General features: G+C 37.4%; 12 protein-coding genes. 11 read left to right on the plus strand and 1 reads right to left on the minus strand.

The annotated features are described in order from the left end of the window. The first annotated feature begins 9 nt into the window (after window positions 1-9). The 7 genes from DHD80_RS10990 (at window position 10) to DHD80_RS11020 (ending at window position 8,782) form a co-directional block, all read left to right on the plus strand. Window positions 10-2,415, plus strand: coding sequence for a 3-hydroxyacyl-CoA dehydrogenase/enoyl-CoA hydratase family protein (locus DHD80_RS10990; RefSeq protein WP_251741224.1), 2,406 nt, complete (start codon window positions 10-12; stop codon window positions 2,413-2,415). 31 nt (window positions 2,416-2,446) lie between these two features. Continuing rightward, window positions 2,447-2,797: a four helix bundle protein gene (locus DHD80_RS10995; protein WP_251741225.1), complete on the plus strand. Its 351-nt coding sequence runs from the start codon at window positions 2,447-2,449 to the stop codon at window positions 2,795-2,797. A 42-nt stretch (window positions 2,798-2,839) separates the two neighbouring features. Next, window positions 2,840-4,024, plus strand: a complete 1,185-nt coding sequence (locus DHD80_RS11000; protein ID WP_251741226.1) for an acetyl-CoA C-acyltransferase — start codon at window positions 2,840-2,842, stop codon at window positions 4,022-4,024. 30 nt (window positions 4,025-4,054) lie between these two features. Continuing rightward, window positions 4,055-4,408, plus strand: coding sequence for a four helix bundle protein (locus tag DHD80_RS11005; RefSeq protein WP_251741227.1), 354 nt, complete (start codon window positions 4,055-4,057; stop codon window positions 4,406-4,408). A 58-nt stretch (window positions 4,409-4,466) separates the two neighbouring features. After that, window positions 4,467-6,278, plus strand: coding sequence for an acyl-CoA dehydrogenase family protein (locus tag DHD80_RS11010; protein ID WP_251741228.1), 1,812 nt, complete (start codon window positions 4,467-4,469; stop codon window positions 6,276-6,278). Window positions 6,279-6,536: 258 nt separating this feature from the next. Then, entirely contained in the window at window positions 6,537-7,598 is a 1,062-nt protein-coding gene (locus tag DHD80_RS11015) for a zinc metalloprotease (RefSeq protein ID WP_251741229.1), read from the plus strand. 125 nt (window positions 7,599-7,723) lie between these two features. After that, entirely contained in the window at window positions 7,724-8,782 is a 1,059-nt protein-coding gene (locus DHD80_RS11020; RefSeq protein ID WP_251741230.1) for a mechanosensitive ion channel domain-containing protein, read from the plus strand. Here the strand turns inward: DHD80_RS11020 and DHD80_RS11025 are convergent, their stop codons facing one another. Beyond that, window positions 8,783-10,579 carry a glycoside hydrolase family 15 protein gene (locus DHD80_RS11025; RefSeq protein ID WP_251741231.1) on the minus strand — a complete coding sequence of 599 codons (1,797 nt, stop codon included), beginning with the start codon at window positions 10,577-10,579 and terminating at the stop codon, window positions 8,783-8,785. Window positions 10,580-10,678: 99 nt separating this feature from the next. Between DHD80_RS11025 and DHD80_RS11030 the strand changes: the two genes are divergently transcribed. The 4 genes from DHD80_RS11030 (at window position 10,679) to DHD80_RS11045 (ending at window position 15,537) form a co-directional block, all read left to right on the plus strand. Beyond that, on the plus strand, window positions 10,679-12,892 hold the full coding sequence (locus DHD80_RS11030) for a bifunctional alpha,alpha-trehalose-phosphate synthase (UDP-forming)/trehalose-phosphatase (protein ID WP_251741232.1): 2,214 nt from the start codon (window positions 10,679-10,681) through the stop codon (window positions 12,890-12,892). Window positions 12,893-13,024: 132 nt separating this feature from the next. Then, a complete protein-coding gene (locus tag DHD80_RS11035; protein ID WP_251741233.1) occupies window positions 13,025-13,309 on the plus strand; it encodes a YtxH domain-containing protein in 285 nt (94 codons plus the stop codon). A 101-nt stretch (window positions 13,310-13,410) separates the two neighbouring features. Further along, the gene (locus DHD80_RS11040; protein WP_251741234.1) at window positions 13,411-14,763 is read left to right on the plus strand and encodes a M28 family metallopeptidase; all 1,353 of its coding nucleotides are present in this window, start codon (window positions 13,411-13,413) and stop codon (window positions 14,761-14,763) included. A gap of 141 nt (window positions 14,764-14,904) precedes the next feature. Then, entirely contained in the window at window positions 14,905-15,537 is a 633-nt protein-coding gene (locus tag DHD80_RS11045; protein WP_251741235.1) for a hypothetical protein, read from the plus strand. The last annotated feature ends 302 nt before the right edge of the window (window positions 15,538-15,839 follow it).

Below are 15,839 nucleotides of genomic sequence, written 5' to 3' on the forward strand. Positions count from 1 at the left end.
TATCAAGAAATGAAAAGAAGGATAAATAAAGTTGCAGTTATCGGCTCCGGAATTATGGGAAGTGGCATTGCCTGTCATTTTGCCAATATTGGGGTTGAAGTACTGTTGCTCGATATTGTGCCTCGAGAGTTGAATGATGTCGAAAAGAAAAAAGGCCTGAGCCTGGAAGACAAAGTGGTTCGCAACAGGATCGTGAACAGTTCATTTCAGGAAGCTGTAAAATCCAAACCCTCACCTATTTATCACAAAGATTTTGTCTCCAGAATTGAAACCGGGAATTTAGAAGATGATTTACATAAAGTCTCCAAAGTTGACTGGATTATAGAGGTGGTTGTAGAAAGACTTGATATTAAAAAACAGGTTTTTGAAAAGCTTGAAAAACACAGAAAACCGGGAACTTTGATCACTACCAATACTTCAGGTATTCCTATTAATTTCATGACTGAAGGTCGTAGTGATGATTTTAAAAAACATTTCTGTGGAACTCACTTCTTCAATCCTCCGCGATATTTAAGGTTATTTGAAATTATTCCGGGAAAGGAAACTTCCCCAGAAGTTTTAGAATTTCTCGAAATGTACGGTGAAAAATTTTTGGGTAAAAAGGCGGTTATTGCAAAAGACACTCCGGCTTTTATAGGAAACAGAATTGGTATTTTTTCAATAATGAGCCTTTTCCATATGGTAAAAGATATGGGGATGAGCATAGAAGAAGTAGATAAACTTACCGGACCGATAATTGGTCGCCAGAAGTCGGCTACCTTTAGAACCGTTGATGTGGTAGGATTAGATACTTTGGTGCATGTTGCCAATGGATTGCATGAAAATGTGCCCAGTGATGAGGCTCACGATCTTTATGCTTTGCCAGATTTCATCAATAATATGATGGAAAAAAAATGGCTGGGAAGTAAAACCGGTCAGGGATTCTACAAAAAAGAAAAAAAAGAAGATGGTTCCAGTGAGATCAAATCTTTAGACCTGGATACTTTAGAATATAGAGAACAAAAAAGAGCTTCTTTTGCAACTCTGGAACAAACCAAATCTATTGATAATGTAATTGACCGTTTTGAAGTACTTATAAATGGTAAAGATAAAGCCGGGGATTTCTATAGAAAAAGTTTCTCTGCACTTTTCGCTTACGTTTCTAATAGAATTCCTGAAATCTCAGACGAACTTTATAAAATTGATGATGCCATGAAAGCCGGTTTCGGCTGGGAACATGGTCCATTCCAGATCTGGGATGCGATTGGGGTGCAGAAAGGTATAGAAATGATGAAAGCTGAAGGTTATGAACCTGCGGCCTGGGTAAATGAAATGCTGGAAAGCGGAAGCGACCGTTTCTACACCGTAAAAGAAGGAAATACCTATTACTATAATATAGACGAGAAAAAACAAACGAAAGTTCCCGGTCAGGATGCCTTTATTATTCTTGATAATATCAGGGAATCCAAAGAAGTTTTCAAAAACAGTGGTGTTGTGGTTGAAGATCTCGGCGACGGTATTCTAAATGTTGAATTCCGAAGTAAAATGAACTCTATTGGCGGTGATGTTCTGGATGGAATGAACAAAGCGATCGATATAGCTGAAAAAGAGTATCAGGGACTGGTTGTGGCCAATAGTGGTAAGAATTTTTCCGTGGGTGCCAATATCGGGATGATCTTTATGATGGCCGTTGAGCAGGAATATGATGAATTGAACCAGGCGATCAAATATTTCCAGGATACCATGATGAGAATGCGCTACTCGGCTATTCCCACAGTCGCTGCGCCACATGCTATGACTTTAGGAGGTGGATGTGAACTGTCACTTCATGCAGATATGGTTGTAGCCGCAGCTGAAACCTATATTGGTTTAGTTGAATTTGGCGTGGGCGTGATCCCAGGTGGTGGCGGGACAAAAGAAATGACCGTAAGGGCTTCTGATACTTTTCAAAAAGATGATGTGGAATTAAACCGACTAAGAGAACACTTCCTTACTATTGGAATGGCGAAAGTATCTACTTCGGCGTATGAAGCTTATGACCTGAATATCCTTCAGAAAGGAAAAGATATCGTGGTGGTGAATCCGGACCGCCAGTTAGCCATAGCAAAGAAGCATGCTTTATTAATGGCAGAAAACGCTTATACCAAACCAATTGAAAGAACAGATATTAAAGTGCTGGGTAAACAGGCATTGGGAGCATTCCTTGTGGGAACCGACCAGATGGCGGCAGGTAAATATATCAGTGAACATGATAAAAAGATCGCTAATAAACTGGCGTATGTAATGGCCGGTGGTGACCTTTCAGAAAACCAGATGGTAAGTGAGCAGTATTTATTAGAACTGGAACGTGAAGCATTCCTGTCGCTTACAGGAGAACGTAAAACTTTAGAAAGGCTTCAGCATATGCTGAAAAAGGGGAAACCACTTAGGAACTAGTAGTTAGTATTGAGTAAAGAGTACTTATAAAATGCACAAATTAGAAGGATTAAAAGTTTGGACGAAGGCAATGAAAGTTGCTGAAGAAATCTATGTTTTAAGTTCAGGTTTTCCACCAGCTGAAAAATACGGTTTAACCAGTCAGATTCGAAGAAGTGCTATCTCTGTCGCATCCAATATTGCTGAAGGTGCCGGTAGAAATACGAAAGGTGAATTCAGAAATTTTTTAAGTATTGCCAGCGGTTCTTCTTATGAGCTTTTTACCCAATTAACATTAGCCTATAAATTGAAACTAACTTCTGAAAATCTAGTACAACCTATTTTAGATGAAGTTGTTGAAATCCAAAAAATGAATTATTCTTTAATAAAATCTTTAATGTAATGTTTACTTAATACTCATTACTAAAATCTTAATACTAAGAATATGAAAACAGCATACATAGTAAAAGCTTACAGGACCGCAGTGGGAAAAGCGCCGAGAGGGGTATTCCGTTTTAAAAGACCAGATGAACTGGCTGCAGAAACCATCCAGTATATGGTGGATAAATTGCCTGATTTCGATAAGAAGCGCATTGACGACGTCATGGTTGGAAATGCCATGCCCGAAGCAGAACAGGGATTGAACGTTGGTCGATTAATTTCTCTTATGGGATTAAAGATCGAAGATGTTCCCGGAATGACGGTGAATAGGTACTGTGCTTCAGGATTGGAAACAATCTCTATCGCCACGGCCAAGATCCAGAACGGGATGGCAGATTGTATCATCGCGGGTGGAGCAGAAAGTATGAGCTATATCCCTATGGGTGGCTATAAACCGGTTCCCGATTATGAAGTAGCTAAAGCCGGAAATGAAGATTATTACTGGGGAATGGGATTAACGGCAGAAGCGGTAGCCAATCAATATAATGTTTCCCGCGAAGATCAGGATGAGTTTGCATACAAGTCGCATCAAAAAGCAATAAAGGCCCAGGCTGAAGATCGTTTTCAGGATCAAATAGTTCCTATCGAAATTGAAGAAACTTATGTGGAAGATGGAGAAAAGAAAACAAAAAAATACATCGTAAACAAGGATGAAGGTCCAAGAAAAGATACTTCCATTGAAGTATTAAACAAACTTAGACCGGTATTTGCTGAAGGGGGAAGTGTAACCGCAGGAAACTCTTCACAAATGAGTGATGGTGCCGCTTTTGTGATGGTAATGAGCGAAGAAATGGTAAAAGAATTAAATCTTGAGCCTATTGCCAGAATGGTTAGTTATACTGCCGTGGGTGTGGAACCACGCATTATGGGAATAGCGCCGGTTTATGCCATTCCCAAGGCTTTAAAACAGGCGGGATTGAAACAGGATGATCTCGAACTAATTGAACTTAACGAAGCTTTTGCCTCCCAGTCTTTGGCTGTAATAAGGGAATTAGGCCTCAATGAAGATAAACTAAATGTGAACGGTGGTGCAATTTCCATGGGGCATCCACTAGGCTGTACAGGAGCCAAACTTTCTGTTCAGATTTTTGACGAAATGCGCAAACGTGAGTTGAAGAATAAGCACTGTATGGTAACCATGTGTGTGGGAACTGGTCAGGGAGCAGCGGGAGTATTTGAAGTATTTTAAATTTTGAATTTTGAATTGAATGGATCTGGCTTGAAAAGGGAAAATTTAATCGCCGAGAAGACCTTCAGTTTCTCATTGCAAATTATTTCTCTCTTCAAAAAATTGAAGTCGGAAAACGAATTTGTTATTTCCAATCAACTAATCAGATCAGCAACGAGTATAGGTGCTAATGTTGAGGAAGCAATTGCGGCACAGTCCCGAAAGGATTTTATTCATAAACTTTCTATAGCTTCTAAAGAGGCAAGGGAAACAAAATACTGGCTTCGTCTATTAAATGAATCACAAATTACTAAAATAGATGTCGCTAAAGAATTAGAAGAAATAAACCACATTATCAATATTCTAACTAAAATTATTATGACCAGTCAAAACAATATTAAATAACGAAGATTGTAAATCAGTTGCAATTCAAAATTTATAATCTATAATTCAAAATATTTCAATGAAAACTACAGAAAAAAAAGAATTACTCCGTGGCGGCCAGTTCCTGGTAAAGGAGACTAAAAGCGAAGATGTTTTTACGCCAGAAGATTTTACTGAAGAGCAAAAAATGATGCGTGATTCCGTTAAGGAATTTGTAGATCGCGAGATTTGGCCGAACAAAGAACGTTTTGAGCATAAAGATTATGCCTTAACTGAAGAGATCATGCAAAAAGCTGGAGAACTTGGTTTTCTTGGAGTTGCTGTTCCTGAAGAATATGATGGTCTTGGAATGGGATTCGTTTCCACCATGCTCGTTTGTGATTATATTTCCGGCGCCACCGGTTCAATCGCAACTGCTTTTGGTGCACATACGGGGATTGGCACTATGCCTATTACTTTATATGGAACTGAAGAACAAAAGAAAAAATATGTTCCAAAATTGGCAACTGGTGAATGGTTTGGGGCTTATTGCTTAACTGAACCTGGTGCGGGGAGCGATGCGAATTCTGGAAAGACTAAAGCTGTTCTCTCTGAAGATGGGAAATATTACAGCATTAGCGGGCAGAAAATGTGGATTTCCAATGCCGGTTTCGCCAAAGTATTCATCGTTTTCGCCAGAATCGAAGATGATAAGAACATTACTGGGTTTATTGTAGAATACGATAAAGATCATCCTAACGGAATGAGTTTCGGCGAGGAAGAGAAAAAATTAGGGATCCACGCCTCTTCTACCCGCCAGGTCTTCTTCAACGAAACCAAAGTACCGGTAGAAAATATGCTTTCTGAAAGAGGCAACGGGTTTAAGATCGCCATGAATGCATTGAATATAGGTCGTATAAAACTTGCTGCTGCTTCTTTAGATGCACAAAGAAGAATTACAGATCTTGCCACAAAATATGCTAATGAGCGAATTCAATTTGATACCCCTATTGCCAAATTTGGTGCTATTAAATCTAAGTTGGCTGAAATGGCAACTTCGGCATATGTGGGTGAAGCTGCTGCATATAGAGCTGCTAAAAATATAGAAGACAGAATCAATATTCGGCTGGAAGGAGGAGCATCACATGCGGAAGCAGAATTGAAAGGTGTTGAAGAGTATGCCATCGAATGCTCAATTTTGAAAGTGGCCTGTTCCGAAGATATTCAGAATTGTAGCGACGAAGGAATCCAGGTGTATGGAGGAATGGGCTTCTCTGCAGATACCCCAATGGAATCTGCCTGGAGGGACGCACGTATTGCCCGTATCTACGAAGGAACGAATGAGATTAACCGAATGTTGGCCGTGGGAATGTTGGTAAAAAAAGCCATGAAAGGACATATTGACCTTTTAGGCCCCGCCATGAAAGTGGCTGACGAACTTACCGGAATCCCGTCTATGGATAAACCTGATTATTCTGAACTTTTAGCGGAAGAAAAAGAGATGATAGCAAAGCTGAAAAAAGTATTTTTAATGGTCGCTGGAAGTGCGGTTCAAAAATATGGACCTCAACTGGAAGATCATCAGCAATTATTATTGGCTGCTTCAGATATTCTTATCGAAGTATATATGGCCGAATCTGGAATATTAAGAGCAGAGAAAAACGCTAAGAAATTAGGTGTGGAAAACCAGAAAATTCAAATCGCCATGGCCAAACTTTATTTATACCATGCGGTTGATACTGTTACCATAAAAGCCAAGGAAGGAATTGGTTCTTTTGCTGAAGGAGATGAACAACGTATGATGTTGATGGGCTTAAAACGATTTACAAAATATTCCAATATGCCAAATGTGGTAGAACTTAGAAATACCATCGCAGAAAAGCTTTCTTCAGAAAATGCTTATAAATTTTAAGCTTCGTTCTTAAATCAAACAGTCACTGAAATTGGTGGCTGTTTTTATTTTATACACTAACTCTTTAGATACAAACTAACATATAAAACCTATTTGTAAATTTATGTAGTTTACCTGATATCTGAGCAATCATAGCGATTTAATAATTCTTTTATTAACATATTCAGCAATAACGTTAAGAATATACTGACATCTTGTTAAAGATTTCAAAAGAATAATGATATATTGCTCTTCTTTAATCACAAAAACATAACATTTATGAAAAAATTGATTACAGGAATGGCAGCTATCGCTTTCCTTTTTGCATCCTGCGAAAAAGATCAAAATGAAGCTGACATTACAAATCAGGAAACAGCTCAGGTGGACATGAGCGATTTCTATCTTTATACCGATGCTGAGGAGGCTGATGGTAAAAGATCAACAACTGCAGAAGAAAAATGTTTTTCTATGCGCAACCTGAATAGGCTTTTAGATGAGAATCCAGGTTTGTACAATAAAATGTACAATATTGAAAAACACACTAGATCCTTTGCCGCTAAAAAACCAGGAGGAACTCCAGGCGGAGGTGGCGGTGGAACTACAGATCCAACACCAACACCTCCTGATAACCTTGGAATAGTGAACATTCCGGTTGTAATTACCGTGGTATATAGTAATTCCCAACAAAATATCTCTGATGCTCAAGTTCAGTCACAAATAGATATTTTGAATGCTGACTTTAGAGCCGCCAATGCAGATAAATCTAAGGCACCTTCAGAATTCGCTGATCTTATAGCAGATTCAGAAGTAAGTTTCACCCTGTTACAAACACGTAGATATTCAAATTCAACTGCTACATGGGGAACTAGTGACGCGGTAAAAAGTCAATATCCTCCAGTTTCTCCATCTAACACCTTGAACATTTGGGTTTGTAATATTGGGGGCGGAATCTTAGGATATGCACAATTCCCGGGTGGACCTGCTTCTACTGATGGAGTTGTTATTTCCCCGCAATATTTTGGGGATTCAGGTTATGTTTCAGCTCCATATGACGGTGGAAGAACTGCTACTCATGAAGTAGGGCATTATTTAAACCTGCGTCATATTTGGGGGGACGGTAGATGTCGCCAGGATGATTTTGTAGCTGATACGCCAGACTCTGATGGACCAAACTACGGTTGTCCTTCTTATCCAACCGTTAATTGCAAATCTACAGATATGACTATGAATTATATGGATTATGTATATGATGAATGTATGTATATGTTCTCTGAAGGTCAAAAAACCCGTATGCGATCAATTTTTGCCAGTGGCGGTCCCAGAGATGGATTCGTGAATTAGTAGAATAAAATACATTTTAAAGAAGCCACTCATTTTGGGTGGCTTTTTTGTTTTCTACGAAATCGGTATAGGTTAAAAAGTTCATAGACTGTCTTTAAGCCATTAAAATAATTTTATTTTTAAGCATGAAATTAGCTGAAATAGATCTAGAAAACTTGGAATTTTCGAGAATCACGTGGTTGATCTTTGGAATTATAGCGCTGATCGTAAGTTTTTCTATTGCCTTTTATATCCTTAAAAGAATAGGAAAAGATCCTCGGAATATTTTACCCCTCAATTTCGCGGAAAAGATTAAAATTCCTCTATTGATATTTCTAGCCTCCCTCATTTGTAAGGTGGCTATAATAAGCAGAATCTTTCACTTTGATATTACCTATGTGATTTTAGGACATTTATCTACAGTGGCTATTATTTTCAGCATTGCCTGGTTTCTGATTCTATTGTTTAAAGTCGTTAAACGTCGAATGCTCTTAAAATATAATGTTGAAGATCAAAATAATCTAAAAGCACGGAAGGTTTACACCCAGTATATGATCCTTGAAAATATTATCATTTTCATCATTGTTGTTTTGGCTTTGGGTATTGCTTTGATGAGCTTCGAAAATATCAGGGCAATTGGTGTGAGCGTTCTAACTTCAGCAGGGATTGCCGGTATTATTATTGGTCTGGCTGCGCAAAAAGCAATAGGAACCTTACTTGCGGGAATTCAAATTGCCCTGACACAGCCCATAAGACTTGAGGATGTTGTTATTGTGGAAGGAGAATGGGGTTGGATCGAGGAGATCAACCTCACTTACGTGGTAGTGCGATTATGGGATAAACGGCGACTGGTAGTTCCAACTACTTATTTTATCGAAAATACTTTTCAAAACTGGACCAGGAATTCGGCAGATATTCTGGGAACCGTTTTCATTTACGCTGATTATGGATTACCATTTGATGCATTAAGAGAAGAAATTACCAGATTGCTTAAATCTACCCATTTATGGGATGGAAAAGTAAATGTACTTCAGGTGACCAACACCACAGAAAAATCTATGGAATTGCGGGTTTTAGTAAGTGCTAAAGATTCTCCAACAGCATGGGACCTTCGGGTCTTTCTTAGGGAAAAACTCGTTGAGTTTATTCAGAAGAATTATGCCCAATACTTACCCAAAACCAGAGTAGCAATGGAAAAGGAATAATTAATCCTGTAAATAAATATTTTCTGAAGCAATACCCATACTAAAATTAGCAGCTGTTTCAATCAACGCTAAATGCGAATAGGCCTGAGGGAAATTTCCCAACAAACGCTTGGTTTTAAAATCAATATCCTCACTAAATAATCCTAAATGATTGCTATAACTAAGCAATTTATCAAACATATCTTTTGCCTTTTCCTTCTCTCCTATTTTATATAAACTATCAATAAGCCAAAAGGTACAAATGGTAAAAGATGAAGTTGGCTTTCCAAAATCATCGTTGTTTTTATATCTATACATAAGCCCATCTTCACAAAGCTCTTCCTCCGTCTTTTGAACTGTGGAAATAAAACGTGGGTCATCAGCATCTATAAAACCATAATTTTGCATTAATAAGGTAGAGGCATCAAGATCTGAAGAGCCATAATATTGGGTATAAGCCTGTTTTTTTTCATTCCAGCCATTCTCATAGATATCCTGATAGATTTTTTCCCGTAAGGCAATCCACTTAGAATCATTTATCCCTTTCCGAAGAATTTCGCCAATTTTAACTGCCCTGTCCACGGCAACCCAACATAAAAGTTTTGAAAATACAAAATGCCGGTCTTCCGTTCTTAATTCCCAAATACCCTTATCTGGTTTTTGCCAGTTTTCTTCAACGATCCTTACAATACCCCGAACAATACTCCACAGCGCTTCAGAATTTTCAAGGGAAGTTTCAAACATTAAAAATTGTTGATAGATCACCTCCATCAAAATCCCGTAAATATCGTTTTGCTTCTGAATATAAGCCGCGTTGCCGGTTCTAACCGGGCTGGAACCTTTGTATCCTTTCAAATGGTTCAGAATATGTTCTGTAAGTTCCTTTTCCCCATTAATCCCATACATGATCTGGATCTTTTCATCCTTGTTCGGAATAATATCAATAATAAATTGAAGGAAATCTTTAGCTGACTTAATATGACCCAGTCCTGCCATAACTTTAATCACCATAGATGCATCACGTATCCAGCAAAAACGGTAATCCCAGTTACGCTCCTCACCGATGGTTTCAGGGAGGGAAGTGGTTACTGCCGCCAGAACCGCACCAGATTTTTTGTAACTAAGTGCCTTTAAAACCAGGGCGCTACGCATGATCTCATTCCCGTAATGCGTATATCGTGTAGATTTGTCACTCCAGTTCATCCAGTAAACTTTGGTTCGCTGGAATTTTAAATAAGACCTGTCCAGGCTTTGTTTTATTAATTTTTCATGATAACCTAATAAACAATAGGCATTACCTTCTAAAGTGATTTCCTTTTGATCATTAATATCATCCAAATCCAGATTAGAATAAAAGAAAAGGGAATCGTACTTGCCTACATTTGTATAGCTTTTAATATAGTCCCCTTTATTTTCGTTAAAGGTTTCCTCCCTCGCAAAATCGAGTTTAGGATCGTATTTTAATTTAAATTTAGGTGTTCCTTTTATCAGCCTAAAAAACCTGATCACATCGGGTGGTGCATAATAAGAACCATCTTCGCGTTCATAACGCGGCATAAAATCGATTACCTGAAAAGCATCTGTGCCGTTATCAAATTGTGTGCTTAGAATATTGGTTTCCCAAAGGTATTCCTGCTTGATATCATAATGCTCATCCACAAGAATTTCAAAGCTCCCTCCTATCTCCTCATCCAGAAGTTTCGCGAAGATCGCTGCGGAATCAAAATTTGGCAAACAACACCATTCCAATGAACCTGTTTTTGATATAAGTGCTGCACTGTGACAATTACTTATTATTCCGTAGTCAAGGTTATCCATATATTCTCTTAAAAATCTTATAAATCAATTGCTGTCTTAAATGATTTTCGGAAATTTAAGAAAAATCGAAAAAGCCACAACCGTATTTTATCAATAATTATGAGCAAAACCATTATCATCTCTAACCGTTTACCATTACAAATTGCCATTGAAAACAATCAGCTTGAGGTGACCCCAAGTGTGGGTGGACTCGCAACAGGTTTAAAATCATTCCATAAGGATGGAGATAGTGTTTGGATTGGATGGTCCGGACTTACCAAAGAAGAAATTCCTGAAGGTTTACTTGATGAAGTTCAGAAAAAGGCGAAAAAAGAAAATTGTGTCGCGGTAAATTTAACGCAACAGGAAATTGATGGTTTTTATTATGGCTTCAGTAATAGAACTATATGGCCTTTGTTCCATTATTTTATGGAATACACCGAATCTGATAGTAATTACTGGGAAAGTTATAAAAAAGTGAATCAGAAATATGCAGATGTGGTACTCGAACACTATAAAGAGGGGGATGTTATTTGGGTACATGACTACCAGTTATTATTGGTCCCAAAAATGATCCGGGAAAAAGCTCCGGAAGCATTGATAGGATTCTTCAATCATATCCCATTTCCTTCCTATGAAGTGTTTCGTACACTTCCCTGGCGTGATGAAGTACTGGAAGGTGTGCTGGGAGCCGATCTTATTGGTTTTCATACCTATGACTACGAAAGGCATTTTTTAAGTTCAGTGAGTAGGATTTTGAGACATCAAACAGATTTTAATGAAATTACCCTTCCGGACAGGATCGTTAAAGTAGATTCTTTTCCTATGGGTATTGATTATGAAAAATTTGAACAGGCGGCCTTAGATCATTATGAATCAACTGCGGCCGATCAATCTGAACTTCAGAAAAGACTGAACCATCATTTGGAATCTACGCCCGATGCGAAACTGATCTTAAGTATAGACCGGCTTGATTATACTAAAGGTATTGCCCACCGAATTAGAGCCTTTGAGTATTTCCTCGATAACAATCCTGAATTCATTGAAAAAGTGAGACTGGTAATGCTTGCAGTTCCTTCTCGTTCAAATGTTCCACAGTATCGCCGATTAAAACGTGAGATTGATGAACTGGTAGGTCGCATCAATGGAAAATTTTCTACCGTGAGCTGGACCCCAATTTGGTATTTCTACAGGTCGATGCCTTTTGAGAACTTAATAGATCTTTACACTACCTGCGGAATTGCCCTGCTTACTCCTATTCGAGACGGGATGAATTTGGTGGCCAAGGAATATATCGCCACTCGTACAGACCATACCGGAGTTTTAATTTTGAGTGAAATGGCCGGTGCGGCGCATGAAATGAATGAAGCACTTATCATTAATCCAAATAATTTTGATCAGGTTGCGCAGGCCCTTAAAACGGCTTTCGAAATGCCCAAAGAAGAGCAAATCGAAAGAAACAAAATGCTTCAGAAGCGCTTAAGGAGATATAGCGTTGAAAAATGGGCGCAGGATTTTATGAAATCTCTAAAGGCTATGAAAGAAAATCGGGATTCTTTTAAAAGTATTCGGGTATCATCCCAAATATCAGATGATATTATTACAGAATTTAAGAAGGCTAAAAAAAGAATATTATTTATTGATTACGACGGTACCCTTGTAGGTTTTACAGATAAACCTGAAAACGCGAAACCAGATGAAGATCTTAAAGAATTGATACGGGAATTGAACAAATCTGAAGATACCGATGTGATCCTTATTAGCGGGCGCGATAAAAATACTTTAGGGACTTGGTGGAAAGATGTGCCCGTGGAGCTTATTTCTGAACATGGAGTGTGGATGAGACAAATAGATGGTGATTGGGAACTAGCAGAAAATGTAAAAAGTGAATGGATGGAAGTAGTTCGTCCTGTGATCGAAAACTTTGTAGACCGTACCCCGGGTACTTTTATAGAAGAAAAAAATTATTCTCTGGCATGGCATTATCGCAAAGCCGATCCTGAATTAGGGGAAATGAGGGCTAATGAATTAAGTAATGTGTTGAAAGAACTTATTTCCAATCGCGGTTTGAGCGTCCTGGAGGGCAACAAAGTTTTAGAGGTCAAAAGCAGTGATGTGAACAAGGGAAAAGCATCCACTAAAAAATTAATGGGTACTAATTATGACTTTATCTTTGCAATTGGTGATGATTGGACAGATGAATATATGTTCCAGGAATTGCCAGATACTTCCTATACTGTAAAAGTGGGGATAAAGAAAACCAGTGCGAAATATTATGTGGAAGGCACTAAAAAAGTAAGGGATCTCCTTGAAAAATTTAGAGATAACCTATAATTATTTTGGCTTGTTAAATTATTTGGGAATTCTAATAAAAGTTTAATTATACATTAACTGATAGAACTTTACATCAATTAGGATTCTTTCTAATTTAGCAGCTTAAAGTTGAATTAAAAAATAAAAAATACCATGAAATCAAGTAAATTATTATTAGGATTATTTTCAGGAGCAGCTGCAGGTGCAGTAATAGGAATGCTTTTTGCTCCTAAAAAAGGAACAGAAACTAGAAAACAAATCAGCACTAAAGGAGACGAATACTGGAAAGAAGCTGGAAAAAGTTTTAACGAAATTGGTGATTCTTTAAACCATAAAGTTGAAGCTCTTAAATCAAAAACGAAAGCTAATTTTTCAAATAACAAAGCTGAAGAGAAAATGAATAAAGCAAAAGCTGAAATGCATGATATGCAAGCTTAATCTTTATTAATAAGATTTTAGTAAAACCTCGGAAAATTCCGAGGTTTTCTATTTTTTAATATCACCGAAACTTCCGTATTTTAGAATTCAAAAAAATAAACATGGTCAAATATTTACCTTTTACTCTTTTATTAGCATTCTTCTTAATTCCAAATCAAAATTCTGCCCAGGCTACCGATCCACAGATCTATAAAATAATTGACAGCATTTCTGCTGATAGGATCGAAAGTGATATTCGCAAATTAGCTGGTTTTGGTACCAGGAACACCTTTAGTGATACAGTTTCTCAAACTCGTGGAATTGGCGCGGCTAGAAGATGGATTAAATCTGAATTTGAGAGTATTTCAAAAGATTGTAAAGCTTGTTTGGATGTGTTTTATCAAAAAAAATTGGTGACACCTGAAGATGGTTCCCGAATTCCCAAAGAAGCTTATGTGGTGAATGTTGTTGCTATTCAAAAAGGCACAAAATACCCAAACCGATATATAATAATGAGTGGCGATATAGATTCCCGGGCAAGCAACACCATGGATTTTGAAACCGATGCTCCCGGTGCAAATGATAATGCCAGCGGTATGGCCGGTACTATAGAGGCCGCAAGGGTGCTTTCAAATTACAAATTTGAGAATAGTATTGTTTATCTGGGACTATCTGGTGAAGAACAAGGCCTTTTCGGTGGTGAAGGAATGGCCCAATATGCCAAAGATAAGGGCTGGGAAATCATTGGAATTTTAAATAATGATATGATAGGCAATATCGAGGGTGTTGATGGAATAATTGACAATCGAAGCTTTAGAATCTTTTCTGAACCTACTCCACCAAACGAAACGGAGCAGGAAAGAAATATGCGAAGGTTTTATGGGGGTGAAGTCGATGGGATTTCCAGGCAACTTGCCCGTTATATCCACAAACAGGTTGAAACCTATATGCCCGAAATGAATCCCATGATGATTTATAGATTAGATCGTTTTGGTCGTGGTGGCCACCATAGACCTTTTAACGATCTCGGCTTTGCCGGAGTAAGGATCATGGAAGCCCACGAAAATTATAATAGGCAACATCAGGATATCCGAACAGAAGATGGTGTTGAATATGGAGATGTTGTGGAAGGAGTCAATTTTAAATATGCTGAAAAGTTAACCGCGGTAAATGCCATTAATCTTGCCTCACTGGCCTGGGCGCCTCCTGCTCCAACCAACGTGGAAATTGGTGGAATTGTGGAAGCAAACGTAAGATTAAAATGGGAGAAAACTAAAGATGACATTGCCGGGTATAAGATCTACTGGAGGGATACAACAGCTCCACAATGGCAATATTCCAGATTTGTAGGGAATGTTTCAGAATTTATGTTAGAGGGGATTGTGATAGACAACTACTTTTTTGGGGTAGCCGCAATTGGAAAAAACGGACATGAGAGTGTGGTAGTTTTTCCATCAGGTACTTTCAGAAAATAAAAGAAGATTTCATTGTTATAATACTATTCATGTTGTCGCTCTGGATTTAGTAAATCTTCCTTCCTATAATAATTGAATGTGATTTAGATCCCCAAAAAATAGAGGCGATAACCAGGGATAGCAAACATTAAGAATAAATTGATGAAGAAATTAATCTTGATTTTTTTGATGATTCATTCAGTTGATGGTATTTGTCAAAATAAAGCCTACAAATTTTATAATGGCGAAGGCGATGAAATAAGTAGAAAACACTTTTATGAGGAAAAATTAAATTACAAAAATTTTCCACTCTATTTCGAAAGTGATACAGTGAGGTTTGCAGTATTATTCAGGAGAGAAAAAGAAGGTATTTTAAACGATTCAACATTCCAATCACTTAAAAATTATCTAAACACATTTAAAAATGAGCAAATTGATTCAAAAGATGTAATTGTGATAAATTATCTTACCGGAGTTCCTAAAGATGAACAGAATAGAAATTATAATACTACATGGAACATTTTTGATCGGGATTATATAAGGAAGTTAAATAGAATAGGCGATATTTCTCATTTTTGGATATCTTCTTTGGATAAAAAAAATTTGAAACACTTCTATAGTAACAGGATAGACTGGAAAAAAGATTCAGAAGATGTTATTCCAAAATTATTCTTCCCATACGAAACAACATATGGTTATTATATAATAATAAATTCTGAAGGTAAATATTACTACGCTTTGGGTGAATATGGAAAATATAATGTTTGGGAAAAAGCTGAAGAAATGTGGCATTAATGGGTACTACATCATTGCATTGAAATTATTATGTTTTGTGTAAATAATCCATTTTATAGACTACTATCTACTTAAAAGTACAACAAGTTCTCATCAGTATTCCACTAACCTGTGATAGCTGTAGATAATACAGAATGATGTTAGTTCTACTTTTATAACGTTTCAGAGTAACCAAAATGTAGATGTAATTTACATTAAATTCAGTAGTGATTTAATATCAATAATATTCTAAACCGAAGGCTGCTTCGGTTTTTTGTGTTTTTGTATTAACAATTATTTACCTAATTCTTAAAGAAAATTAG

Origin of the sequence: Gramella sp. AN32 (genome assembly GCF_023718305.1) — a bacterium.
In the GTDB taxonomy this organism is placed as follows: domain Bacteria; phylum Bacteroidota; class Bacteroidia; order Flavobacteriales; family Flavobacteriaceae; genus Christiangramia; species Christiangramia antarctica.